The sequence below is a fragment of the Herbaspirillum sp. RTI4 genome, from assembly GCF_034313965.1.
Classification (GTDB): domain Bacteria; phylum Pseudomonadota; class Gammaproteobacteria; order Burkholderiales; family Burkholderiaceae_D; genus Herbaspirillum.
Genome location: NZ_JAVIWQ010000002.1, coordinates 2,409,104 through 2,432,281, shown reverse-complemented (window position 1 = coordinate 2,432,281; position 23,178 = coordinate 2,409,104). Strand labels below are relative to the sequence as shown.

Below are 23,178 nucleotides of genomic sequence, written 5' to 3'. Positions count from 1 at the left end.
CTTAACCGTAGTTTCTGTTCCGTTGCTCCCCATACCCCAAATACGGCATGAGTCCGTAAGCAACTATCCAAGTTTCTGACGATGCTCATCAGTAATACTTTGCGCTGCCATCACCAACACCAGACCTCAGCACCGCCTTAATTAACTCGTCGTCTCCAACGCCAACTCCAGCGTCGAAACCAGCAACTTCTTGATTTCCGGCACACACGAGCCGCAATTCCCGCCCGCCTTCACACATGCAGTCACCTGTGTGACGGTCGTCAATTTTTTCTCCCGGATCACATCGCAAATCGTATTGCGGCCAACGCCAAAACAAGAACAAATCGTCGGCCCGACATCGATACCCTTTTCAATCGGCTGCCCGAGTAATAATCCGACACGATCAACATCCTCCAGCAACTCCTTGGCAAACAATCCCGCCAGCCAGGCGCGGGAAGGCAAGTCTGGCCTGGGTGAAAGGAATACGCAGGTATCGATACGATCATCGACCAGATGCGCAGCACGATAAACACCGGCAGTAGTATCCGCATATTCCAGCCAGTCGGCATCGGGATCGGTAATGTCCAATAAGTCACGCACCCATTGCCCCTGATCTTGCATCACGTTGCGTCCAGCCAGCTCATAACGCACAAACTCCCTGCCCTGAATGCGCGTCCAGTGCGTCACACCGTCCAGGTTTATCGTACGCCGGCTCAACACAAAACCATGCCAGGACACCGGAAAGTCCTCCACCCGCACCGGCGTATGTTTGAATTCCGGCTGCCCCGACACCGGGTCCTGCACCGGATTCACCAGCGCACCAACACGCGCATCGGAAGCCGACTGATTGTTCCAATGGATAGGCACAAAGACATTGCCCCGCGCAATTCCACCGCCATGCTGCACCCGTACCACGATCTCGCCCCATTGCGAAGAAACCCGCGCCAGTCCGCCTTCGCGCACACCATAAAGCAGCGCATCCTGCGGATGCATATCGACAAACGATTCCGGCACATGGTCTGCCAGCTTGGGCGATTTCCCGGTGCGCGTCATGGTGTGCCACTGATCGCGCACACGTCCTGTATTAAGGATGAGCGGATGCGCTGTGTCCGGAAGATGCCCCGGCGCACGCGGCGGCGTCGCGATAAAACGCGCTCTCCCGTCTGCATGTGCAAAGCGCTGATCGCCAAACAAACGCGGCGTACCGCTGACGAGGCCGGATGCCGCACTCAACACCGGCCACTGAATCGGTGGCAAGGCGTCGAATTGCTGCTGATCCAATCCACTCAGACCACCGAGATTAAACACACGCGGATACGTAGGTACCCCAGCGTCATTCCCTTCAGCATCACCATTACGAAACGCACTCAAGCGCGCATGTTCATCAAAAACCTGATGCACCGCATCGAACTCAAAACCACGAAACCCCATGCGCTGTGCCACCTGACAAAGAATCTGCCAGTCCGCCCTCGCCTCGCCCGGTGCAGGTAAAAACGCGCGTTGCCGCGAAATGCGACGCTCCGAATTCGTGACCGTGCCATCCTTTTCACCCCAGCCGAGCGCAGGCAACAGCACATGCGCAAAAGCATTGGTATCAGTGCGTTCGATGATATCGGACACCACCACCAGCTCACATTTTTCCAGCGCCCGCCGCACCTGATAGGCATCCGGCAAACTGACCAGGGGATTGGTGGCAATAATCCACACCGCCTTGACGCGCCCGGCCTCAATCGCCTGAAACAGATCAATCGCCTTCAATCCGGCGCGATCTGCCATCGCAGGCGATTCCCAAAAGGTCTGCACCGTCTCACGATGACCCGCGTTATCCAGCTCCATGTGCGCAGCCAGCATATTGGCCAGTCCGCCCACTTCGCGCCCACCCATCGCATTCGGTTGCCCGGTAATCGAAAATGGCCCCATGCCAGCCGCACCGATACGACCCGTCAACAAATGGCAATTGATGATGCTGTTGACTTTGTCCGTGCCCGACGACGACTGATTAACCCCCTGCGAGAAGGCCGTAATCACCTTCTGCGTCGCGCAGAACTGCTGGTAAAAATCGAGCAAATCCGCTTCGGCAATCTGGCAGATTCTGGCGACGGCGGCGGTGTCGGCGCAATCGATCTCCGCCGCGGCCAATGCCGCATCAAACCCGTTGGTGTGCTGCGCGATAAACCCCTTGTCAGCCGCACCGTGACGCGCCAGATAACTGAGCAAGCCATTGAACAGCCAGACATCGGTACCCGACTTGACCGGCAGATGCAGATCGGCCAGTTCACAGGTCGCGGTGCGGCGCGGATCAATCACCACCAGTTTGACTTCCGGCCGCGTCTTGCGCATCTGCACGATGCGCTGAAACAGAATCGGATGGCACCAGGCGGTATTGGAACCGACCAGCACGATCATGTCGGCCAGTTCCAGATCGTCGTAACTGACCGGCACCAGATCTTCGCCGAAGGCCCGCTTATGCCCTGCCACAGCCGAAGACATGCACAGCCGTGAATTGGTATCAATATTGGCGCTGCCGACATAGCCCTTCATCAGCTTGTTGGCGATGTAGTAATCCTCGGTCAGCAACTGACCGGAGACATACAGCGCCACGGCATCCGGGCCATGTTGCGCAATAATTTCCTTGAGTCCCGACGCCACCGTATCGAGCGCAAAATCCCAGCCAGTACGCTGCATGACGCCGCCCACACGCATCTGCGGATAAAGCAGACGACCATCGAGATCCACCGTTTCATTGAGCGCAGAACCTTTCACGCACAGCCGACCGGCATTGGCGGGATGACTGACATCGCCTTCGATACCCACTTTACCGTCCTCCAGAACGGTGGCGCGCACACCGCAGCCAACGCCGCAGTACGGGCAAGTGGTTAACGTACTAACAGGAGAAAACAGAGGCGCGGCAAGTTTCAAGAGAGAGTCCTCCTCAGGCAGTTGATGTACACAGCGCTTCGCCAAACAGCAAATGATGACGCCACGAGGAAATATCGATTTTCTTTTGAATCAGCTCAAAATACCAGGGACCGTCTTTCACATCGCCGTACAGCACCGCGCCAACGACCTGATTATCTCTGACCACCAGGCGTTTGTAGATGCCGCGACGCGGATCGCGCAAGACCAGATCTTCCGTGCCGCTGCTGCCGATAAAATCGCCCGCCGAATACAGATCGACCCCGGTCACTTTCAGTTTGGTTGCCGTTGCTTGCTGCGCATAACGTCGATGCCCGGTACCTGCCAGATGCGCGCCGCACACGCGTGCCTGCTCCCAGATCGGTGCGACCAGACCGAAAGTCGCCTGACGATGCTGCACGCATTCCCCCACCGCATAAATTCGCGGATCGTAGGTTTGCAAGGTATCGTCGACCACAATCGCCCGTTCGCAATGCAAACCCGCCTGCTGTGCCAACGCAATATTGGGACGAACGCCCGCAGTCATCACCACCAGATCAGCAGGAATCTCGCTGCCATCGGCAAACCGCACCGCCGTCACGGCATTGCGTCCGACGATCTCGCTGGTATGCGTTGCCACCAGCACGCGCAGTCCTTTTGTCTCCAGTGCCTTCCTCAATAAATCTGCCGCCGGTTTATCGAGCTGTCTATCCATCAAGTTATCGCCCACATGCACTACCGTCACGTCCATGCCCTGACGCAACAAGCCATTAGCCGCTTCCAGTCCCAGCAAACCGCCACCGATCACCACCGCATGCCGGTGATTACGCGCCGCAGTCAGCATGGTTTCCACATCGGCAATATCGCGGAAGGCAATCACGCCCGGCAGCTGATGTCCCGGTACCGGAATGATGAACGGCGTCGAACCGGTCGCCAGCAGCAGCCGGTCGTAAAACACTTCCACTCCGCTGCGCGAACGCACGTAACGCCGCTTGCGATCAATAAACACTACCGGATCGCCCGCGTACAAAGTGATGTCATTATCCACATACCACTGGCGCGTATGCAGCATGATGTCTTCCAGTTTTTTCTCGCCGGCCAGCACCGGCGACAACAGGATACGATTGTAATTACCGTGTGGCTCCGCGCCGAACACCGTGATGTCGTACATCAGCGGTGACAGCTTCATCGTTTCTTCCACCGTCCGCATACCGGCCATGCCATTGCCGACTACGACCAAGGATTGTCGACGCGGAAGCGGCGGATTCATGCGCCGACCCAGACCATGCCCTGATCAATACGCGTCGGATAGACGCTCACCGAATGCTCAGGCACTTCCAGGCACTCACCGGTTTGCAGATCGAAATGATGCTTGTAGAGCGGCGAGGCCACCACAATGCGTTCGCCCAGATTACCGACCAGACCACGCGACAGCACCGCCGCATTCGCGTTCGGATCAAAATTGTGAATCGCAAAGAAACGGTCGCTGCCGTCATGCACATGGAATACCGCAATCTGTTCATCAAAGACCAGCGCACAGACCCCGGTATTGGGAACGATATCGTCCGTCTTGCAGATCGGAATCCAGCGTATTTCCTGTTGAGTGCCAGGCATGATAGGTCCTTTGATAGAGCGAGTTTGTTGGTTAGGCGATGCTCACGACCGGAATCGCAATCGGAATTTGCTTGCGCTCTTCCAGCGTGGCAGGACGTATTTGCCCGCGCTCCTGCATGAAGACCACATTGCTGTCAGCGCTATCGCTGTTGACGAAATGACGGAAGCGCTTGCGGGTTTCAGGATCGTTGACGGCCTTTTTCCATTCGCATTCGTAGGCATCGACCACCAGTTGCATTTCCGCTTCCAGCTCGGCGGCAATGCCGAGTTTGTCTTCCAGCACCACTTGCTGCAGATACTCCAGCCCGCCTTCCAGATTGTCGCGCCAGACGCTGGTGCGTTGCAGACGGTCTGCCGTACGGACATAAAACATCAGGAAGCGGTCGATGTATTGCACCAGCGTGGCCTTGTCCAGATCGGATGCCATCAATTCTGCATGGCGCGGCTTCATGCCGCCATTGCCGCAGACATACAGGTTCCAGCCCTTTTCCGTCGCGATAATTCCGATATCCTTGCTTTGCGCTTCCGCACATTCACGGGTGCAACCGGACACGCCAAATTTGATCTTGTGCGGCGTGCGCAAACCTTTGTAACGATTCTCCAACTCAATCGCCAGACCGACACTGTCATCGACGCCATAACGGCACCAGCTCGAACCGACGCAGGATTTGACGGTGCGTAAAGATTTGCCGTAGGCATGGCCGGTTTCAAATCCGGCCGCGATCAGTTCTTCCCAGATCAGCGGCAACTGCTCCACACGCGCACCGAACAGATCAACCCGCTGACCGCCAGTAATCTTGGTGTAGAGACCATATTTCTTGGCCACTTGCCCGACGGCGATCAAACCATCCGCAGTCACTTCCCCACCCGCCATGCGCGGCACGACCGAGTAAGTGCCATCCTTTTGAATGTTGCCCAAAAAATAATCGTTGGAATCCTGCAAGCTGGCATGCTCTTTCTTGAGCACGAAATCATTCCAGCAAGAAGCCAGGATGCTCGCCGCCACCGGTTTGCACACGATGCAGCCGAGGCCCTTGCCGTGTTTGCTCAGCAATTCACCAAAGGTCTTGATCTGCTCCACCCGCACCAGGTGATACAACTCCTGACGCGAATAGGGAAAGTGTTCGCAGACATGGTTATTGACCGCCATGCCCTGCTTTTTCATTTCTGCCTTCATGATTTGCGTCACCAGCGGCACACAGCCACCGCAGGAAGTCCCCGCGCCGGTACAGGTTTTGAGTGCGCCGATGGAAGTCGCGCCGCCGCTGACGGCGGCACATATCGCGCCCTTGCTCACGTTATTGCAGGAACAAATTTGCGCCACATCAGGCAAAGCATCCACGCCCAGGCCCGGTCTGGCATTGCCATCAGCTTGCGGCAAGATCAGAAATTCAGGCGCAGCCGGCAACTCGATACGGTTCAGCATCATTTGTAGCAGCGTGCCGTATTCGCTGGCGTCACCCACCATCACTGCGCCGAGCAAATATTTTCCACAACCAGACACCACGATTTTTTTGTAAATCTGTTTGCGCTCATCGGTGAACTGATACGACAGACAGCCTTCCGCAACGCCATGCGGATCGCCGATACTGGCCACATCCACGCCCATCAGCTTGAGTTTGGTACTCATGTCAGCGCCATTAAACTGGGCGCTGTCATCGGCGGCATTAAGCAAATGTTTCGCTGCGGTACGCGCCATGTCGTAACCGGGCGCGACCAGACCAAAGGTCTTGCCGTTCCACAAGGCGCATTCGCCGATGGCGTAGATGTCGGCGTCGGAAGTCAGGCAGCGGTTATCGATCGTGATGCCGCCACGCTCGCCGACGCTCAGTCCGCTGACGCGCGCCAATTCGTCGCGAGGACGGATACCAGCGGAAAAAACAATCATGTCGGTATCGAGATGACTGCCGTCGGCAAAGTTCATACGATGCGTACCGTTTTCGCCATCAACAATTTCCAGCGTATTTTTTTGCGTATGCGCAGTCACGCCCAGCTCTTCGATTTTCTTGCGCAGCACGCGACCGCCACCTTCATCGACCTGCACCGCCATCAAGCGTGGGGAAAACTCGACAACGTGCGTTTCCAGTTGCATGTCGCGCAAAGCCTTGGCGCATTCCAGACCGAGCAAACCGCCGCCGATGACCACGCCAGTTTTGGAACGCTTGCCGCATTCGAGCATGGCTTCCAGGTCTTCGATAGTGCGATAAACGAAGCAGTCCTTGCGATCCTTGCCCGGCAGCGGCGGCACGAAGGGATAGGAGCCGGTGGCTATGACCAACTTATCGTAGGCCAGAATTTCACCGGTACTGACCGTCACCGTTTTGGCGGCACAATCAATCAAATCGGCTTTGGCGTTCAGTTTCAGCAAGACATTGTTGCGCTCGAAAAAACCAGCCGGCACCAAAGACAAATCCTCCGCCGATTTACCCGAGAAAAACTCGGACAGATGCACGCGGTCGTAGGCCGGGCGCGGCTCTTCGCACAGCACCGTCACTTGCAGATCCGGCGCCTTGCTATCGGCCAGACTTTCCAGAAATTTTTGCCCGACCATGCCATGACCGATAAGGATGATTTTCATGATCTGCCTCTTTAAATAGCGACGTTGTTATTGAGCGGCAGATATGCGCCGGATTCACGAGATTCACGGGATGTGTGTGCCGCTCCGAAACGCACCGCCATCGCGCACAGAGCCGCAACGATGACAAAGATGCCCAGCATGCCCAGCGTTTGCTGCACATTGCCCACACCCTTCATCAGAAATCCGGCCAGCACAGCACCCACATTGCCACCCGCGCCGATGATGCCGGCCACGCCGCCCAGGGCCTTGCGGTCGATGAATGGCACCAGCGCATAAGTCGCACCGCAAGCCATGTGCGTGAACAGACCGAAGCTCAGCATGGCGACGATTGCCAGAGTGACGCTGCTGGCGTGCGCAAACCACAACAATCCCAGACCTTCACCCAACATCAGCACAAACAGCAAACCAGAGCGGCTATTCAGGCTCCCTTTCAGTGCCACCTTATCGGAAACATAACCACCCAAAGCCCGCGCAAACAAGGCCAGCAAACCGAAACTGGCAGCGGCCATGCCGGCGCTTTTCAAGGACAGACCGAATTGATCGACGTAGTAAATAGCCGCGATATTGTGAATGAAAATTTCCACACCAAAACAAGCGCCGTAAGTGACGAACAATAACCAGACACGGTAGTTACGGCCAGCGGCAATGAAGCTGGACCAGCCGCCCTTCTTGCCGCCTTCGATGGCCATGCCCTTGGCGCGCATGTCCGCGTAATTACCTTCAGGGCAATCCTGTGTGAAGCGCCAGTAAACAACACCCATGATCAGCATCAACACACCTGGCACCAACAGCGCCAGACGCCAGCCCATTGTTTCACTGACCCCCATCATCACCAGCGCTGCCAGCATCAATGGCATCAAGGCCTGCGCTGCGCCGCCGCCGGTATTACCCCAGCCAGCAGACGCGGCGTTGGCAGTCCCGACCACATTCGGCGCGAACATCACCGAGGTGTGATATTGCGTAATAACGAAACTCGCACCGACCGCACCGATGCACAGACGGAAGAACAAGAACACTTCATAGCTCTGCGACAGCGCCACGCCCAGCACCGGAATCGCGCCCAAAATCAATAACCCGGTATAAGTTTTGCGCGGACCGTAGTGATCACACATAGGCCCAACCACCAGCCGCACAAGAATCGTCACCGCAACAGCCGCAATGTTGATGTTGGCAATCTGGCCTATCGTCAAACCAAACTCTTGCTTGATGACCGGCATCAGTGGCGCACACGCAAACCAGGCGAAGAAGCACGCGAAGAACGCCATCCAGGTCACATGAAATGCCCGCATTTGCGGCGTGCTGAAACTGAAAAGTTGGATGCTGCTTGCTTTGGCGCTCATTGTTATTCCCCTGAAAACAAAAAAGCGTCCGCCAATCAGGTGGATTACCTGATCAGGCGGACGCCGTTGTCCTGATGACCCCGTCTGTGGGATCTTCTTCAAATTTTTTACGCAATCATCGTTGACTCCGCACCGAACACATCAGCAACTTCCGTGCCTGGCAATGCTGTCTATGGCGACAGAAAATTCACGATCATTTTGAGGGAGGCGCGCACTAACAATGCGCGTGGATTAGTCAGCGCGCTTTTAAATGGTGCGGCATGGAAATGATTAAAGAAATTGCAGAGTGCGTTACCGCTAACAGCTTGGCTGCAGAAGAACAAACCGGCGCAGAAGCCTTATTACGCACCGAAATTTTTACCTGAATCACCAGCAGACAACTTCACAGCGCATACATGTCATATATATTACTGAGATGCAATTAAGCGCCAACGATGGCGAAGCAATACCCAGACGCCATTGCCGGCGTCGCCGCTTTACAGCACGAGACAAAGGCGTCTCGTCACATGTAGGAATGCATGCGACGGACGCCTTTTTTGTTTTGGATCACGACAAAATCAATACGACTGTCTCACACGCAGTGCTTGATATGCCCTCTTAATTGAACAATAACAAAGGGGACACTCCCATGAAAAATCGACTCGGGCACGTACGTTTGTGGCAAAAACTGGGGGCTTTCGCTGTGTCAGCACCCGCGCCACTTCCACATAACGCGCCGGTACGTTTTCCAGTCCCTTGTAAGTATTGAGGGCAATCGGCACCAGCGCCGCCTGCGAGATGAGGATGATTTTCAGCGCCTCGTCGATACCGACCAACAGCATCAGCAAAGGCAGCCAGCCAAGTACCGGCACCTGACTGAAGGCTTTGAACAAGGGATAAACGTAATCCTTGAACAGCGGCGACAATCCCATCGCCACACCGAGCAACAAGCCGCCGACCAGTCCTATGCCGAAGCCAGCCAGCACCCGTATCAGGCTGATCTGGAGGTTATCGAACAGTTCGCCTGAGCGCGCCAGATCAATGAAGGTCAAGGCCACCGATTGCGGTGAAGGCAGCACTTGCGGTGCGACCCATTCATGTTGTGCGGCGACATACCAGAGCAGCAGCAACAGCAGCGGGAACGGCAGTCCCAGCCAGCGGGAGTTGATTCCTACATGCCGACGCAGCCATCTAAAAGCGGTGTGCGTCGATGCCGGCTTCACCTCCCCTGCGGAGGTGTCTGCCTTGTCGGAGGAGAGGAGAGAAACCCCCACCTCAGGCCCCGAGTATCTTGCCGTCAGCCTGATAAACCGGCCAGAAGTTTTCCAGCTTCAGTTCTTTCAATGCGGCCTTCAGGTAGCGCTGGTCTATCCATTGATCGACATCGAATTTGTGACGGCTGAGTTTGAAGCGGTAAGCCTGCTCCACCGAATCCTTGTAACGGGCAATCAGGAAGGGATCGAAATTGGGATTGATGCGCACGCGCAAAGGTTCGCCGGCGTAATCTTCTTTCCAATGCTCGTAAGGTGTGCCGGCTTTGGCCCACAGCCGCAGCACCTCTTCGCGATTAACTTCATCGGAGGCCCACTTCGCCGTCTTGACGAAAGCCTTTACCGTGCGCGCTGTAATGTCGGGATATTGCCCGGCGAAGTCTTCGCTCACCAGTACGTGCGACTGGGTAGTAAAAATGGGAGAACCGCCCTTGCTGCTGAACGCAATGCGCGCCGCGTTCTTGTCGCGCAGGCGTAGCAGGTTGATGTTGCCGAAGGCGGCGTCGATGTCTTTGCCGCTCAGTGCCGCCAGCATGGTGGCCTGGTCGAGGTTAATCGATTTGAAATCTTTTTCCTGCAAGCCGTTGGCTTCCAGCACGCGGTTGATCGGCAGCTGTGCGTTGGTGCCTTTGAAGATCGCCACACGCTTGCCGCGCAAATCCTTGATCGACTGGATAGGCGAATCGGGCGGCACCGCCAGATAAATATTGGAACGAACGCCGGTGGCTAACACCAGTTTGGTTTTCAATCCGGCACCCTTGGCGACGATGGCTGGCAAATCGCCCTGAAAGGCAAAGTCCAGCTGCTTGTTGGACAGCGCTTCGTTGACGGCCGGACCTGCGCCCTTGAAGAAGTACCATTCGACCTTGATCCCGTCTGGGCGAAACTCTTCCTCTATCCAGCCCTTGCTGTTGGCGACTGCCGCAGAGCTGCCGGAAAATGCGGGCGGATTACCAAAGGCAGGTTGCGCCACGCCGATACGGATGACCGCTGGCTTGTTGGCGGAACGTACCGACAGGCTGAGCAGCGAAGTACTCAGGCCAAGACCTGCCACTGCGGCATGTTTCAAGAGTGTTCTGCGATCCAACGTCATGAGATTTCCTTATTCAATTCCCGATGAATAAGTATAGAAATAGTCTGCGCAGTAACAAACGAATGTATTTGCATGTCCTTATCTGGAGGGCTTGCATGTCGATATGCGAAATTTCGATACACCATAGGATGGGCTGCCAGAGCCTGAAATCCGCATAAAAAAAGCAAGCACCACGATGATGGCGCTTGCTTATTTTTGCGGCGGAAAAATACGGTGAAATTATTCGACGCTATGCGCTATCACCGGTTTGCCTTCGATGGCGACCGACGCCACACCATCAGGACCGACCGGCACGTCACCGACGAGCGTGATCCGATAAAGCTGGCGGTCGAAATCGGTATCGAAAATATCGACCGGGGCCAGATGCGCGGTGGAACGATTGTCCCAGAACGCCAGCGAGCCTTCGCGCCATTTGAAGCGCACGGTGTATTCAGGACGCACCACATGTTCAAACAGGAGCGCCAGCAATTGTTCGCTTTCGCGCGGCTGCAAACCGACGATGCGTTTCAGGAAAGACGGACTGACGTAGAGCGCTCTCTCGCCGGTTTCAGGATGCACCCGCACCAGCGGATGATGGCTGACCAGCGGCGTGGCGGCGACTTTCTGAGTGAATTCAGGTCTCGCGCCGCCGCCTTCAGGGACGGTGAAGCGGTGTTCGCCTTTGAGGGTGTCGACGAAACTGCGCAGGGTTGGTGACAGGCCCTGATAGGCCGCGACCAGATTGGTCCACTGCGTATCGCCGCCGTAGGGAGGAATGCTGACGCCGCGCAGGATGGAGGCGAACGGCGGATTGACCGCTGCCGTGACATCGGTATGCCAGCCTGTCCAGCTGCGTACCAAGCGTTCGTCGGTGAAGCGCTCCTTCAGTCGGTTGCGTCCGACCGAATAAATGTGGGGATGTCCTTCGACGAAACCGAAGACGGGATGCCCTACCGTCAGGTCGCCGAATTGTTTGCCGAAGGCGACGTGCTGTTCATGGCTCAACGGCTGGTCGCGGAAGAAGATCACTTTCCACTGTAAGAGCGCGGCGCGGATTTCAGCGACGGCCTGCGGCGTCAGCGGACGGGACAGATCGACGCCGGATATTTCTGCGCCGGTATAGACGGACTGCGGCTCTACCGTGATGACCTGGTAAGCGGGTGAGGTAATGTTCTTGACAAGGGCGTTCATCATTTCTCCTGGATGTTATTCGGTCAGAACGGCAGTCTTGGGAAATGCGGACGAAACGACTGCACGAGGCCATCTCAGGACGGCGATGTTCGCCACACTGAATCCGCTTCCCTGTTTTCCGCTGCGCTCTGAATTGAAAACGATTATGGAGTCGCGCGTTTTCATCGTCCAAGAATGAATTCACATATCTATAGAGTAAATTCGATCGGACAAAAACCGCAGGGGGAAAGATGGTTCGCAGAAAAACTCACTGCAAGATTCACTGCAAGGGAGCAGTGAATCTTGTGTGAATGTTTTGCGAGGGAGAATTACTGAGGTGTTGCAAGAGGTGCGGCAAGAGGCGCTGTAGAGGCCTTGCCGCCGACATTGTCTTGCGCAATGCTCAGGCCGGGCCAATCCCTGCAAACAATTTCTGTTCCTGCGCCAGATCGGACGAGGGACGGACATTGGCTTTCTTTTGCGCGGCGAAATCGAGCATGCGGTCGATGCACAGCACGGCCTTGGCGGCAATTGCTGGTTCGACCTGAATCTGATTGCGGCCGCTTTCGAGAACGTCGAGCAGGTTTTGCAAGCCGTTCATCGCCATCCACGGGCAATGCGCGCAGCTCTTGCAGGTGGCGCTGTTGCCGGCGGTAGGAGCGTCGATGAAGTGTTTGCCGGGCGCGGCCATGCGCATCTTGTGCAGGATGCCGTTGTCGGTGGCGACGATGAATTCGGGCGCGTCCAGCGATTGCGCGGCGGCGATCAGTTGTGAGGTGGAGCCGACCACATCGGCCTGCGCCACTACTGCTGCCGGCGATTCGGGATGCACCAGCACCTTGGCCCGTGGATGTGCGGCGCGCAGCAGTTCCAGTTCCACGCCCTTGAATTCGTCATGCACCAGACAGGAACCTTGCCACAGCAGCATGTCGGCACCGGTTTTCTGTTGGATGTAGCCGCCCAGATGCTTGTCCGGCGCCCACAGGATTTTTTTGCCCTGCGCATGCAGGTGGGCGACGATGTCGAGTCCGATGGAGGATGTGACCATCCAGTCGGCCCGCGCTTTGACAGCCGCGCTGGTGTTGGCGTAGACCACGACGGTGCGGTCGGGATGGGCGTCGCAGAAGGCGGCGAATTCGTCGGCGGGACAGCCCAGATCGAGCGAACAGGTGGCATCCAGATCGGGCATCAGGATGGTTTTGTGCGGGCTCAGTATCTTGGCGGTTTCGCCCATGAAGCGCACGCCGGCCACGACCAGCGTTTGCGCTTCATGATCGCGCCCGAAGCGCGCCATTTCCAGCGAATCGGAAACGCAGCCGCCGGTTTCTTCAGCCAGATCCTGCAGATCGGCGTCAACGTAGTAATGCGCCACCAGCACTGCTTTTTTTTCTTTCAGCAGCACCTTGATGCGCTCTTTGAGGGCGAGACGCTCAACGGGTGTCGGCGTTGCCGGAGTACGCGCCCAGGCTTCAGCGGTGCAACTGCCGCCGGTGTTCATGGCGGGACGTTCGAATTCGATAGTCTTGATCATGGCGCAAGCCTCGGTTGGCTAATATGGCAAATGGCTAAAGTAGACGACGGCAGACGAACTTATTCGATGCCCTGGCTACGCAGGTAATCTTCATAGTTGCCCTGGTAATCGATGATCTTGTCCTGCTTGATTTCCAGTATGCGGGTCGCCAGCGAGGATACAAATTCGCGGTCGTGCGACACAAAAATCAGCGTGCCGGCATATTTGTCGAGGGCGATATTGAGCGATTCGATCGATTCCATATCCATGTGATTGGTCGGCTCGTCCATCAGCAGCACGTTGTGGCGGCCCAGCATCAGCTTGCCGTACATCATGCGGCCTTTTTCGCCACCGGATAGGACCTTGACCGATTTCTTCACGTCGTCGCCGGAAAACAGCAAGCGTCCCAGAATCGAGCGTACGGCCTGGTCGTCGTCGCCTTCCTGGGTCCACTGGTCGATCCAGTCGGTCAGCGTTTCGCCCTTGGCGAAATCTTCGGTGGCATCCTGCGGCATATAGCCGGGATTGGCGTTTTCTGCCCATTTGACGACGCCGGTATCCGGTTGCAGTCCGGCGATATCGCCCGCGATGCAGCGCAAGAGCGTGGTCTTGCCGATACCGTTGGCACCGATGATGGCGATTTTTTCGCCGGCCTCAACCATGATGCTGAAGTTGCGGAACACCGGCTGGTCGTAGCTCTTGCCGATATAGTCGGTTTCAACTGCCAGACGGTGCAGCTTTTTCTCGCCTTCGAAACGGACGAAGGGATTGGCGCGGCTGGACGGCTTGAGGTCTTCGATCTTGATTTTTTCGATTTGCTTGGCGCGCGAAGTGGCCTGACGCGCTTTCGATTTGTTGGCCGCAAAGCGCCGCACGAAATCTTGCAGTTCAGCGACTTTGTCCTTGGCCTTGGCATTGTTCGACATTTGCTGCGCGCGGACCTGCGTCGAGGCCAGCATGTAGTCATCGTAATTGCCGGGATAGACTTTGAGCGTGCCGTAGTCCATGTCGGCCATGTGGGTGCAGACCTGATTGAGGAAATGGCGATCATGCGAAATGATGATCATGGTCGAGTTGCGCTCGTTGAGCACGTCTTCAAGCCAGCGGATGGTGTCGATATCCAGATTGTTGGTTGGTTCATCGAGCAGCAGGATGTTGGGATTGGAAAACAGGGCCTGTGCCAGCAGCACCCGCAGTTTCCAGCCGGGAGCGACGTTGCTCATCGGGCCCTGATGCTGGTCCAGCGGCACGCCGACGCCCAGCAGCAGTTCACCGGCACGCGCTTCGGCGGTATAGCCGTCGTATTCGGCAAAGCGGGCTTCGAGGTCGGCGGCTTTCATATAGTCGTCGTCGGTCGCTTCGGGGTTAGCGTAGATGGCATCCCGTTCGGCCATCGCGGCCCACATTTCGGTATGTCCCATCAACACCACATCCAGCACGCGCCGGTCTTCAAAGGCAAACTGATCCTGGCTCAGCTTACCCAGCCGCTCGTTGAGGTCGAGCATGACGTTGCCGCCCGATGGCTCAAGATCGCCGCCGAGAATTTTCATGAAAGTCGATTTGCCGCAGCCGTTGGCGCCGATCAAACCGTAACGGTTACCGTCGCCGAATTTGACGGAAATGTTTTCAAACAAGGGCTTGGGGCCGAACTGCATGGTGATATTTGCTGTAGATAGCACGGAACAACCTTTATCTAAGAGACAGGAATACGGGGAGCAAAAGCAAAACCGGGTGCGGCCGTCCGCTGCATGCAGGGGGATAGCGATTGCCGGTTTAACTTGGGAATGGAGCATTTTACCATTGCGCGGGTCGTGGCGTTTCAGCGGGTTTGCCTGCTGCGCCTCGTAAGCGATGCCTGAAATCGCCTCTCCGCCCTGCTTTCCACCCAGCCCTGCTAGGATGCAGGCTGCGTTTGATCACTGCAACGCCACTTTACCGGATCAATCAGATGACATTTTTCTCTACCCTCGCTATCGCCCGACAACTGTTTTCAAGCTCGCCCCTGCGCACAGGCAGCCAACGCGCCTGCCGTACAGCACTTTCGGCACTGCTGCTGTCGCTAACGCTGGGTGCCAGCAACGCCCACGCCGATTACAACCTGTGGACCGGCGATTACACGGTCGGACGCAATGATTTGCAAAAAGCCATCGCCACCCGTTTTCCGCGCGACCTGACGTATCTGGGCGTGTTTAAGGTGCATTTATCGAATCCGCAGTTATCGCTGGATGAGGCCGGTAACCGGCTCGTGACGCAAGTCGATGCGCACATCGCCGCACCGATGCTGGGCGGGCCACCGGTCGACGGGGTGCTGTCGATCAGCAGCGGTTTGAAATACGATGCCGCCGCGCGCGCGGTCAAACTTGATGCGCCACGCGCCGAAAAGGTGGATGTCCAGGGCATGCCCGCGCAGTACGCCTCGCAAATGAATGCGCTGGGCAATCTGGTGGCCGATCAGTTATTGCGCGATTACCCGCTCTATATCTTCACGCCAGAACAACTTCAGTTCAACGGAAAAACCATCACGCCCGGGGCGATTACGGTGAAAAAAGACGCCTTGAGTGTGCAGATCGCGCCTTAGGGTGATGCAGATGGCGCTGTTCGCCCGACTAGCCCGGTCGTGATACCGCCCTGCTTCCGGCCTTATGGTTTCAAATACGGATATCCACTCATCTTCAGTGAAAATCCGTCTGTGCCAGAGCGTAGCTGCGCCTGCGCGCCCACTGCCAGCGTCACCCGGTCGGCGATATGACCGAACGGCAGTCCGGTCAGAATCGGTGCCGGCGACACCGAGCGCAGATAGGCCAGCGTGGCATTGAAGTCATAGCCATTGTCGTATTCCGACAGCCGGTAGTTAGAGAAATCACCAAACAGCACCGCCTTTTGCCGCGCCAGCACGCCGGCATGCAAGAGCTGCAACATCATGCGTTCGATGCGGTACGGATGCTCATTCACATCTTCTACAAACAAGATGCCGCCGTCGATCTGCGGAAAATATGGCGTGCCGAGCAAATGCACCAGCACCGCCAGATTACCGCCCCACAACACGCCTTCCGCCTCCACCTCGGGATGGACACCGGCCACGTCGATCACATGGCTAGGCTGCGTCATGACTTGCCAGAAATGCCGCAAAGTCCAGGCGCAAGGATTATCGCCGCCGAAATCGCCGCACAGCATCGGCCCGGCAAAACTGATGGCGCCGGTTTTCGCCAGCAGGCCCAGATGCAGGGCCGTCAGGTCGCTATAACCGACGAATAATTTCCCGCTGTCGGCCAGCGCTTGCCAGTCCAGCAAACCCAGCAAACGCGACATGCCGTAAGAACCACGCAAAGCCAGCACAATATCGACTTCGGGATCAGCCGCCGCCGCGTGCAACTGCGCTGCCCGCGCTTCATCGGTGCCACCGAAGCGCAGATAGCGGGCGTCATGCTGATAATAATTTTTGACGCGGCAGGCTTGCGCCTCCAGCAGTGCAATGCCCTGTTTGACCGCCGCATTGTCCGGCGCATAACCGCCGGGAGCGACGATGGCCACGCAGGTTCCGGGAGGAATCGAGAAATTATGGCGGGAGTTGTCAGTCTTGGGCTGTCTTCTGTCGGCTAAATCAGTCATAACGATTCCGCTAAGGTGGCTGAGAGGGTGGAGCTCGCGATCTGAGTCAAACCGTTCAGATGGCAAAAGAATAAGGGGAAAAACTTACGCCACAGTTACGACACAGTTACGACACATCACTCTGCGCTTTCCGGCTGTTGGCTCGCCGCTCGGCAAAAAACGCTTTCAGCAATTGCCCGCATTCGACGGCCAGAACACCGCCCACCACTTCGGTGTGATGATTCAGGCGCTCCTGTCCAAACACATTAAGGATGGAGCCGCAAGCGCCAGTTTTAGGGTCGCTGGCACCGTAAATGACCCGCGCCAGCCTTGCATGCATCATGGCTCCGGCGCACATGACGCAGGGTTCCAGTGTCACATACAGTTCGCAGCCCGGCAGACGGTAATTGCCGACAATCGCTGCCGCGGCGCGCAAAGCGACAATTTCCGCATGCGCAGTGGGGTCATGCCCGACGATAGAACGGTTAAAACCTGTGGCAATCACTACCCCGTCGCGCACCACGACCGCGCCGACCGGGACTTCTCCCAGCGCCCAGGCCTCTTTCCCCAGCGCCAGCGCCTGCCGCATGAAGGGCAGATGCCCGTCGTTAGCATCGACAGCAGCCGAATCAGCCGCCGCAATGTCAGCAATAAACGAGGGGGGTAAGGTGACGGACATTGCGCTTAGTCCGCAGTGATTTCGGCCCAGCAATTGGGCGTTTCGTGCAGTACCAGCTTATGCAGGCGCAAACCGGTACCGAAGTGATCCTGAAAAACGGTCTGCAAAATCGTGAAAGCGGTTCTGGCCAGATTTTCCACGGTCGGGATCTGATCGATCACCACTGTTTTGTGGTCCGGCAAAGTCTCCAGAAAATCCCTGACGGCCGTGTCTTTGACGTAGACCAGAAAAGCATGGTCCCAGACGTCGACCAGATGTTTCTTGGCCAGCATTTTGACGTCGGAAAAATCCATGATCATGCCGTTGTCAGAATTACCTTCGACTTCGATGACGGCCCCGGTCAGGGTGATTTCCAGCGTATAGCGGTGTCCGTGCAGATTGCGGCACTGGCTTTTGTGATCGGGAATCCGGTGTCCGGCATCGAATTCCAGCTTGCGGGTAATAGTCAGCATGAATGGGGAGATAAGTGAAATCGTGAGAGTAAGCAGTGAAAGCGCCCTGCTTCAGCGGCACCCACTGTCAGGGCAATGCAACATTGTAGTCTGCTGCTGCGCACCAGCCCCGCATACTCAGGGAATGTGCAGCAATTTATGCGTTTGTATGCTGAGTTTCCAGCGCGGATTCTGTTTCACCAGCGCAATCGCCAGCTCGGTATTGCGCTGCGCATCGGGGCCGTCCATAGGCTGGAGCAGGAAATGCTGGAAATCCAGCGTTTCGTATTCAGCCAGCACCTGCTCCTGTTGCGGAATGACGACTTTCAGTTCATCACCCTTGAGCACATTCAGCGGCGCACCCATTTTCGGACTGACGCAAATCCAGTCGACTCCTGGCGGCACCGGCAGAGTACCGTTGGTTTCAATCGCAATTTCAAATCCGACTGCGTGCATGCTGGCGATTAGCGCCGCATCGAGTTGCAACAGCGGCTCACCGCCGGTAAACACCACGTATTTGCTGGCGGCATAGGTCGCTGGCCAGAGGCTGTTGATGGTGGCCGCCAAGGCGTCGCCATCCTTGAATTTACCGCCCAGTTCGCCATCGGTGCCGACAAAATCGGTATCGCAAAAACGGCAGGTAGCAGTCGCCCGGTCGCTTTCGCGCCCGCTCCACAGGTTGCAGCCGCTGAAACGACAAAATACCGCCGGCCGACCGGCATGCGTCCCCTCGCCCTGCAAAGTGTAGAAAATTTCCTTGATGCTGTAAGCCACGTTGAACCGTTCTTAGAAAATAAATAGGGCTTAGGGAAAAGGCCGCAGGCTAGGCGCATTGCCGAAGGCAGTGCAAGTGGCACGGCACGGCAAGGCAAGGCAACGACGCCAGCGGCTTTTTGCGTAAACCCGAAAAATGCAGCCGCGCCGGGCTGCATGGAGAGGGTATCCGGGCGTTATTGTCGCATGGCGGGCGGAATTAGGCTTTGGGGGGAATGAGGCTTGGGACTGATTCCACCCCGGTACATGAACATCATATTTACTGGCCGTCCCTACCCCGCGAGCAATCAATACCCCTTTTTGCAATAAATTAGCCAGATCCCGCGTGGCAGTCGCTTTGGAGGCGCCGGTGATCTTGCAATATTTATCGGCAGTCAGACCGCCCAGAAAGCCGCCATCCCCGGCATCGAGCAATTGTTGCAGCGTTTTACGCTGGCGCTCATTAAAGTCTTTATCCGCATGGGTGGACCTGCGCAGTAAGGCCCAGCAAGTAATGGCGCATGCGCCATTTGAAGCAATGTCTAAAGAGTTGCTGGATTTTCACTCCGCGTGTCGAAATACCGCTTTATAGCCCCTGCGCATCCGTTTTGTCTTTATATCCTATAGTGGGTTCTTTCTTGAAAGGACTCACATGAAAGCAGTCGGCTACTACCACCCCCTGCCTATCGACGATAGCCATGCGCTTGAAGATATCGAACTACCGACCCCCACACTGAAAGAAAGGGACCTGCTGGTGCGCGTCAAGGCGATTTCTGTCAATCCGGTCGACACCAAAGTCCGTAGCGGCAACGCCCCTGAAGCTGGCGCAGCGAAAGTACTGGGTTGGGATGCCGTCGGCACAGTCGAGGCCATCGGCAGCGCAGTGACCCGATTCAAGACGGGCGATCGGGTGTATTACGCCGGTGCCATCAACCGTCCTGGCACGAACAGCGAATTGCACGCCGTGGATGAGCGCATCGTCGCACTCGCCCCCGCCTCCCTCGACAACGCGCAAGCAGCCGCGCTGCCGCTGACCTCGATCACGGCGTATGAACTGCTGTTTGACCGGCTTTGCGTCCCCAAAGGAGGCGGTGAAGGAAAGACCCTGCTCATCGTCGGCGCAGCCGGTGGCGTCGGCTCCATCCTGATACAACTCGCACGCCAACTGACCAAGCTGCGGGTCATTGCCACCGCCTCGCGCCCTGAAACACGCCAGTGGTGCCTCGACCTCGGCGCGCACGCCGTCATCGACCACGCAAAACCGCTGTCCGACGAATTGAAAACCGGCGGTTTCGGCGAAGTCGATTTTGTTGCCTGTCTGACGCAAACCAGGCAGCACTACACACACATCATCGAAAGCCTGAAACCGCAAGGACGTCTGGGTGTGATCGACGACATGGGAATGCTTGATCTCATGCTGCTCAAGAGCAAGTCCATTTCCTTGCATTGGGAGCTGATGTTTACCCGCTCACTCTACGAAACCCCCGATATGGATGAACAGGGGAAACTGCTCACCGAGATAGCGCAACTGATTGACGCCGGCCGTCTGCGCACCACGGTCAACGCCCACTTCGGCACGATTAACGCCGCCAATCTGCGCAAGGCACATGCCCTGATCGAAAGCGGAAAATCGCAAGGCAAACTGGTGCTGGAAGGGTTTTAATCCGCCGTCCCTGAAGCCTGTTGAGATTTGATGGGCGATGGCGAACGTACGGCAAACCACACCTGCCGTCGTTCGCTAAGAGACCCCCTGCGCCATCGTCCGGCAAACAATTCCAAAAATAAGGATAATCGGCAAGCGCCCGAATATAAAAATGAGTCTGACTTGGCTTACGGCCCATCCGGACGATCAAAGAAAGAGACGAATGAAACTCCGCAGCCCCTCCACCGTCCGTACCGTAGCAAACAAATCCGCCCTGCAATCCCTGCTCAAAACCGCCCTGCTACTCCCCGTGATGCTGTTCGGAACAGCAATCGCCGCCGATAAGCAGGCAGCTCCCGAACACGATAATTTCTATTACCTCGGTGAAATGAACAAGGCCTCGACCGTCATGGTCATCGAAACCGGCATCGTGCCGCCGGACTTAGGCAAAAAAATCGTTTCGGCAGTCGATCAGGTCATCAAAAACGGCGATTTACCCGGTGCGAAACGCCCGGCCGATTATCTGCAATACGAACCCTTGATCCTCGCCATCGCCGGGCCTGACGGCTCGCGCATGCATTCCGGCCGTAGCCGTCAGGACATCCTCTCCACCACCCGCCGACTGATGCAGCGCGAACGCGTGTTGAAACTGATGGACGCCATGAACCGGTCGAAAGCCGAATTTCTGCAACTGGCGGCAAACAATCTGGACACCATCGTCCCCGCCTACACCAACGGCGTGCAGGCGCAACCGACGACGTACGCGCATTATTTGCTGGCTTTTGCCGCCGCCTTCGGACGCGACAGCGCCCGGCTGCAAGAAGCTTACGCCCGTCTTAATCTGAGTCCGCTGGGTTCTGCTGCGCTGGGTACATCCAGTTTCCCCATCAACCGCCAGCGCCTGTCCGACTTGCTCGGATTCGACGGCCCGATTGAAAACTCCTACGATGCCACGCAACTGGGCGCGCTCGACGAAGGCGTCGAACTGTCCGGCCTGTGCAGCAATGCCGCGCTGACCATCGGCATCCTGATGCAGGATATCCACACCCAATATCACCAGCCGTATCCGTGGCTGATGATCCGCGAAGGTCGCCTTACAGGCACCAGCAGCATCATGCCGCAAAAGCGCAATCCCTACGGCCTGAACATCTTGCGTCTGCAAGCCAGCGAAATTCTCGGCAGCGCCATCACTTATCAGATCGAAGCGCACAACGTCACACCTGGCATGCCCGATTACAAACGCGATCAGGTCGAAAAAACGCTGGACCTGACCACCGATGCCTTCGTCAAACTGGCCGATCTGCTCGACAATCTGGCCATCGACAAAGACCGCGCGCTGGCAGAAGTGGACGCCGACTATTCGACGACGACGGAACTGGCTGATATCCTGCAACGCGACTCCGATATTCCCTTTCGCGTAGGCCATCATTTCGCCTCCGATCTGGTCAGCTACGGGCGCAGCCACAAGCTCAAACCGGGCGACATTCCTTTCGATGTGGTGCAAACCGTTTATGCGGAAGCGCTGGGCAAATTCGGCTTCGAGCGGGCGCAGTTCCCCTTGACGCAAGCGCAATACAAAACCGCGCTGACGGCGCAAAACATGCTGGCATCAAGTAAAGGTCTGGGTGGCCCGCAGCGCGCTGAAGTCGTTCGCATGCTTGCGGCGGAGAAAGAAAGGCTGGCCAAGGACGTCGCATGGCGGCAGACGCAGCTCGACAAACTGGCCCGCGCTTCCGCCACTCTGGACAGCATTTTTTACCGGCTAGGCCGCTGATTTTTTATCTGGCGGGGGGATTGCCTGAGCATTTCGCGGCGGCTATTCCGTCACTTTTACGGAAGAACAAACCGGTGCCACGGCCAGCAAGTCCGGCCACAAGCGCTCCCAACGACTTTCGTGCGACATGCCGGACACGATGCGCCGCTGGGCGCACTGACCGGCCGCTGCGGCAACAAATCTTTGCGCAATCACCGGCGGCACGACGGTGTCATCGGCACCGCTGAAGTGGATTTGCGGAATGCTCGCCACCCGCTGCGCCACATCGATAGCGTTCAGCGATTCCGGCATCGCCGTTACCCGATGCAGGCGATTGACTTCGGCGTGATCGAGATTACCCGCCACCGTGCGCAAGGATGCAACGTCGCTGCGCCGGACTGCCACCAGCACCACCACCGCACCGCCGCCCGAATAACCGACCAGGTGGATGCGCTGCCCCGGCACCTTCGCCGCGTAATGCGTGACTGCCTGATTCATGGAAACAATCACTTCTTCGGCATAACGCTTGTCGGTCCAATAGGCAAGGCCACAGCGCGGGTTCAGCGCCATCGGCGTAAATTGACAGGGCCGCGCCAGATACACCACATTCGCCCCCGGGTCTGCCACGGCCAGCGTCAGGCCCAAGGCCTGATGCGGCGTAGGATCAGCGGAGGGCTGGTAGCGCGAGCGCCAGGCCAATCCATCGCCCTCGATGTACACGGTCAACGGCAAGTCGGGGCGGGTAATACGGACAAAGGTCGTTAATACGAAACTATCGGTATCGAGCTGCTCGCGCCGCAGACCGACCGCTTGAGTCATGTTGTCGGCATGGACGCTAGGATCGGCGCACCCGGCCAGCGCAGCTGGCAACAACACTATCAACACGCCTGGCAATGCACGCCAGAACCACGGCAGGCGCACCCC

General features: G+C 57.1%; 18 protein-coding genes. 3 read left to right on the top strand and 15 right to left on the bottom strand.

The window, feature by feature from the left end; all coding sequences use genetic code 11:
• Positions 1–141 precede the first annotated feature (141 nt).
• The 10 genes from RGU70_RS10895 to RGU70_RS10850 form a co-directional block, all read right to left on the bottom strand.
• Positions 142–2,898 carry a molybdopterin-dependent oxidoreductase gene (locus tag RGU70_RS10895; RefSeq protein WP_322209409.1) on the bottom strand — a complete coding sequence of 919 codons (2,757 nt, stop codon included), beginning with the start codon at positions 2,896–2,898 and terminating at the stop codon, positions 142–144.
• A gap of 13 nt (positions 2,899–2,911) precedes the next feature.
• A complete protein-coding gene (locus RGU70_RS10890; protein ID WP_322209406.1) occupies positions 2,912–4,144 on the bottom strand; it encodes an NAD(P)/FAD-dependent oxidoreductase in 1,233 nt (410 codons plus the stop codon).
• On the bottom strand, positions 4,141–4,488 hold the full coding sequence (nirD, locus tag RGU70_RS10885; protein ID WP_322209405.1) for a nitrite reductase small subunit NirD: 348 nt from the start codon (positions 4,486–4,488) through the stop codon (positions 4,141–4,143). Before nirD ends, RGU70_RS10890 begins: the two co-directional genes overlap by 4 nt.
• Positions 4,489–4,519: 31 nt before the next feature.
• Positions 4,520–7,066 (bottom strand): nitrite reductase large subunit NirB, encoded by a 2,547-nt coding sequence (gene nirB / locus RGU70_RS10880; RefSeq protein WP_322209404.1) that lies wholly within the window; start codon positions 7,064–7,066, stop codon positions 4,520–4,522.
• Positions 7,067–7,077: 11 nt separating this feature from the next.
• Positions 7,078–8,406, bottom strand: a complete 1,329-nt coding sequence (locus RGU70_RS10875; protein WP_322209403.1) for an MFS transporter — start codon at positions 8,404–8,406, stop codon at positions 7,078–7,080.
• A 557-nt stretch (positions 8,407–8,963) separates the two neighbouring features.
• On the bottom strand, positions 8,964–9,659 hold the full coding sequence (locus RGU70_RS10870) for an ABC transporter permease (protein ID WP_416186510.1): 696 nt from the start codon (positions 9,657–9,659) through the stop codon (positions 8,964–8,966).
• Between the two features lies 1 nt (position 9,660).
• Positions 9,661–10,749, bottom strand: coding sequence for an ABC transporter substrate-binding protein (locus RGU70_RS10865; RefSeq protein ID WP_322209402.1), 1,089 nt, complete (start codon positions 10,747–10,749; stop codon positions 9,661–9,663).
• Positions 10,750–10,968: 219 nt separating this feature from the next.
• Entirely contained in the window at positions 10,969–11,919 is a 951-nt protein-coding gene (locus RGU70_RS10860; RefSeq protein WP_322210775.1) for a TauD/TfdA dioxygenase family protein, read from the bottom strand.
• Positions 11,920–12,301: 382 nt separating this feature from the next.
• The gene (nadA, locus tag RGU70_RS10855; protein WP_322209401.1) at positions 12,302–13,429 is read right to left on the bottom strand and encodes a quinolinate synthase NadA; all 1,128 of its coding nucleotides are present in this window, start codon (positions 13,427–13,429) and stop codon (positions 12,302–12,304) included.
• A 59-nt stretch (positions 13,430–13,488) separates the two neighbouring features.
• Positions 13,489–15,087 carry an ABC-F family ATPase gene (locus RGU70_RS10850; protein ID WP_322209400.1) on the bottom strand — a complete coding sequence of 533 codons (1,599 nt, stop codon included), beginning with the start codon at positions 15,085–15,087 and terminating at the stop codon, positions 13,489–13,491.
• A gap of 269 nt (positions 15,088–15,356) precedes the next feature.
• On the opposite strand from RGU70_RS10850, the gene RGU70_RS10845 reads away from it, so the two are divergent.
• Entirely contained in the window at positions 15,357–15,986 is a 630-nt protein-coding gene (locus tag RGU70_RS10845; protein ID WP_322209399.1) for a DUF1439 domain-containing protein, read from the top strand.
• A gap of 62 nt (positions 15,987–16,048) precedes the next feature.
• Here the strand turns inward: RGU70_RS10845 and ldcA are convergent, their stop codons facing one another.
• The 4 genes from ldcA to queE form a co-directional block, all read right to left on the bottom strand.
• Positions 16,049–17,017 carry a muramoyltetrapeptide carboxypeptidase gene (gene ldcA, locus RGU70_RS10840; RefSeq protein WP_322209398.1) on the bottom strand — a complete coding sequence of 323 codons (969 nt, stop codon included), beginning with the start codon at positions 17,015–17,017 and terminating at the stop codon, positions 16,049–16,051.
• A 106-nt stretch (positions 17,018–17,123) separates the two neighbouring features.
• Positions 17,124–17,585 carry a tRNA adenosine(34) deaminase TadA gene (gene tadA / locus RGU70_RS10835; protein ID WP_322210774.1) on the bottom strand — a complete coding sequence of 154 codons (462 nt, stop codon included), beginning with the start codon at positions 17,583–17,585 and terminating at the stop codon, positions 17,124–17,126.
• A gap of 95 nt (positions 17,586–17,680) precedes the next feature.
• The gene (gene queD, locus RGU70_RS10830) at positions 17,681–18,127 is read right to left on the bottom strand and encodes a 6-carboxytetrahydropterin synthase QueD (protein WP_322209397.1); all 447 of its coding nucleotides are present in this window, start codon (positions 18,125–18,127) and stop codon (positions 17,681–17,683) included.
• Between the two features lie 117 nt (positions 18,128–18,244).
• A complete protein-coding gene (gene queE, locus RGU70_RS10825; RefSeq protein WP_322209396.1) occupies positions 18,245–18,880 on the bottom strand; it encodes a 7-carboxy-7-deazaguanine synthase in 636 nt (211 codons plus the stop codon).
• A 631-nt stretch (positions 18,881–19,511) separates the two neighbouring features.
• On the opposite strand from queE, the gene RGU70_RS10820 reads away from it, so the two are divergent.
• Positions 19,512–20,522 (top strand): zinc-binding alcohol dehydrogenase family protein, encoded by a 1,011-nt coding sequence (locus tag RGU70_RS10820; RefSeq protein ID WP_322209395.1) that lies wholly within the window; start codon positions 19,512–19,514, stop codon positions 20,520–20,522.
• A 202-nt stretch (positions 20,523–20,724) separates the two neighbouring features.
• On the top strand, positions 20,725–22,275 hold the full coding sequence (locus RGU70_RS10815; protein WP_322209394.1) for an argininosuccinate lyase: 1,551 nt from the start codon (positions 20,725–20,727) through the stop codon (positions 22,273–22,275).
• A 42-nt stretch (positions 22,276–22,317) separates the two neighbouring features.
• On the opposite strand, the gene RGU70_RS10810 is transcribed toward RGU70_RS10815, so the two are convergent.
• On the bottom strand, positions 22,318–23,112 hold the full coding sequence (locus RGU70_RS10810; protein ID WP_322210773.1) for an alpha/beta hydrolase: 795 nt from the start codon (positions 23,110–23,112) through the stop codon (positions 22,318–22,320).
• Positions 23,113–23,178 lie beyond the last annotated feature (66 nt).

Bases quoted from the DNA above. Each gene is read 5' to 3' on its own strand.
- RGU70_RS10890 (WP_322209406.1), bottom strand. From the start codon at position 4,144: ATGAATCCGCCGCTTCCGCGTCGACAATCCTTGGTCGTAGTCGGCAAT.
- nirD (WP_322209405.1), bottom strand. From the start codon at position 4,488: ATGCCTGGCACTCAACAGGAAATACGCTGGATTCCGATCTGCAAGACG.
- nirB (WP_322209404.1), bottom strand. From the start codon at position 7,066: ATGAAAATCATCCTTATCGGTCATGGCATGGTCGGGCAAAAATTTCTG.
- RGU70_RS10875 (WP_322209403.1), bottom strand. From the start codon at position 8,406: ATGAGCGCCAAAGCAAGCAGCATCCAACTTTTCAGTTTCAGCACGCCG.
- RGU70_RS10865 (WP_322209402.1), bottom strand. From the start codon at position 10,749: ATGACGTTGGATCGCAGAACACTCTTGAAACATGCCGCAGTGGCAGGT.
- RGU70_RS10860 (WP_322210775.1), bottom strand. From the start codon at position 11,919: ATGAACGCCCTTGTCAAGAACATTACCTCACCCGCTTACCAGGTCATC.
- nadA (WP_322209401.1), bottom strand. From the start codon at position 13,429: ATGATCAAGACTATCGAATTCGAACGTCCCGCCATGAACACCGGCGGC.
- RGU70_RS10845 (WP_322209399.1), top strand. From the start codon at position 15,357: ATGACATTTTTCTCTACCCTCGCTATCGCCCGACAACTGTTTTCAAGC.
- ldcA (WP_322209398.1), bottom strand. From the start codon at position 17,017: ATGACTGATTTAGCCGACAGAAGACAGCCCAAGACTGACAACTCCCGC.
- tadA (WP_322210774.1), bottom strand. From the start codon at position 17,585: ATGCGGCAGGCGCTGGCGCTGGGGAAAGAGGCCTGGGCGCTGGGAGAA.
- queD (WP_322209397.1), bottom strand. From the start codon at position 18,127: ATGCTGACTATTACCCGCAAGCTGGAATTCGATGCCGGACACCGGATT.
- RGU70_RS10820 (WP_322209395.1), top strand. From the start codon at position 19,512: ATGAAAGCAGTCGGCTACTACCACCCCCTGCCTATCGACGATAGCCAT.
- RGU70_RS10815 (WP_322209394.1), top strand. From the start codon at position 20,725: ATGAAACTCCGCAGCCCCTCCACCGTCCGTACCGTAGCAAACAAATCC.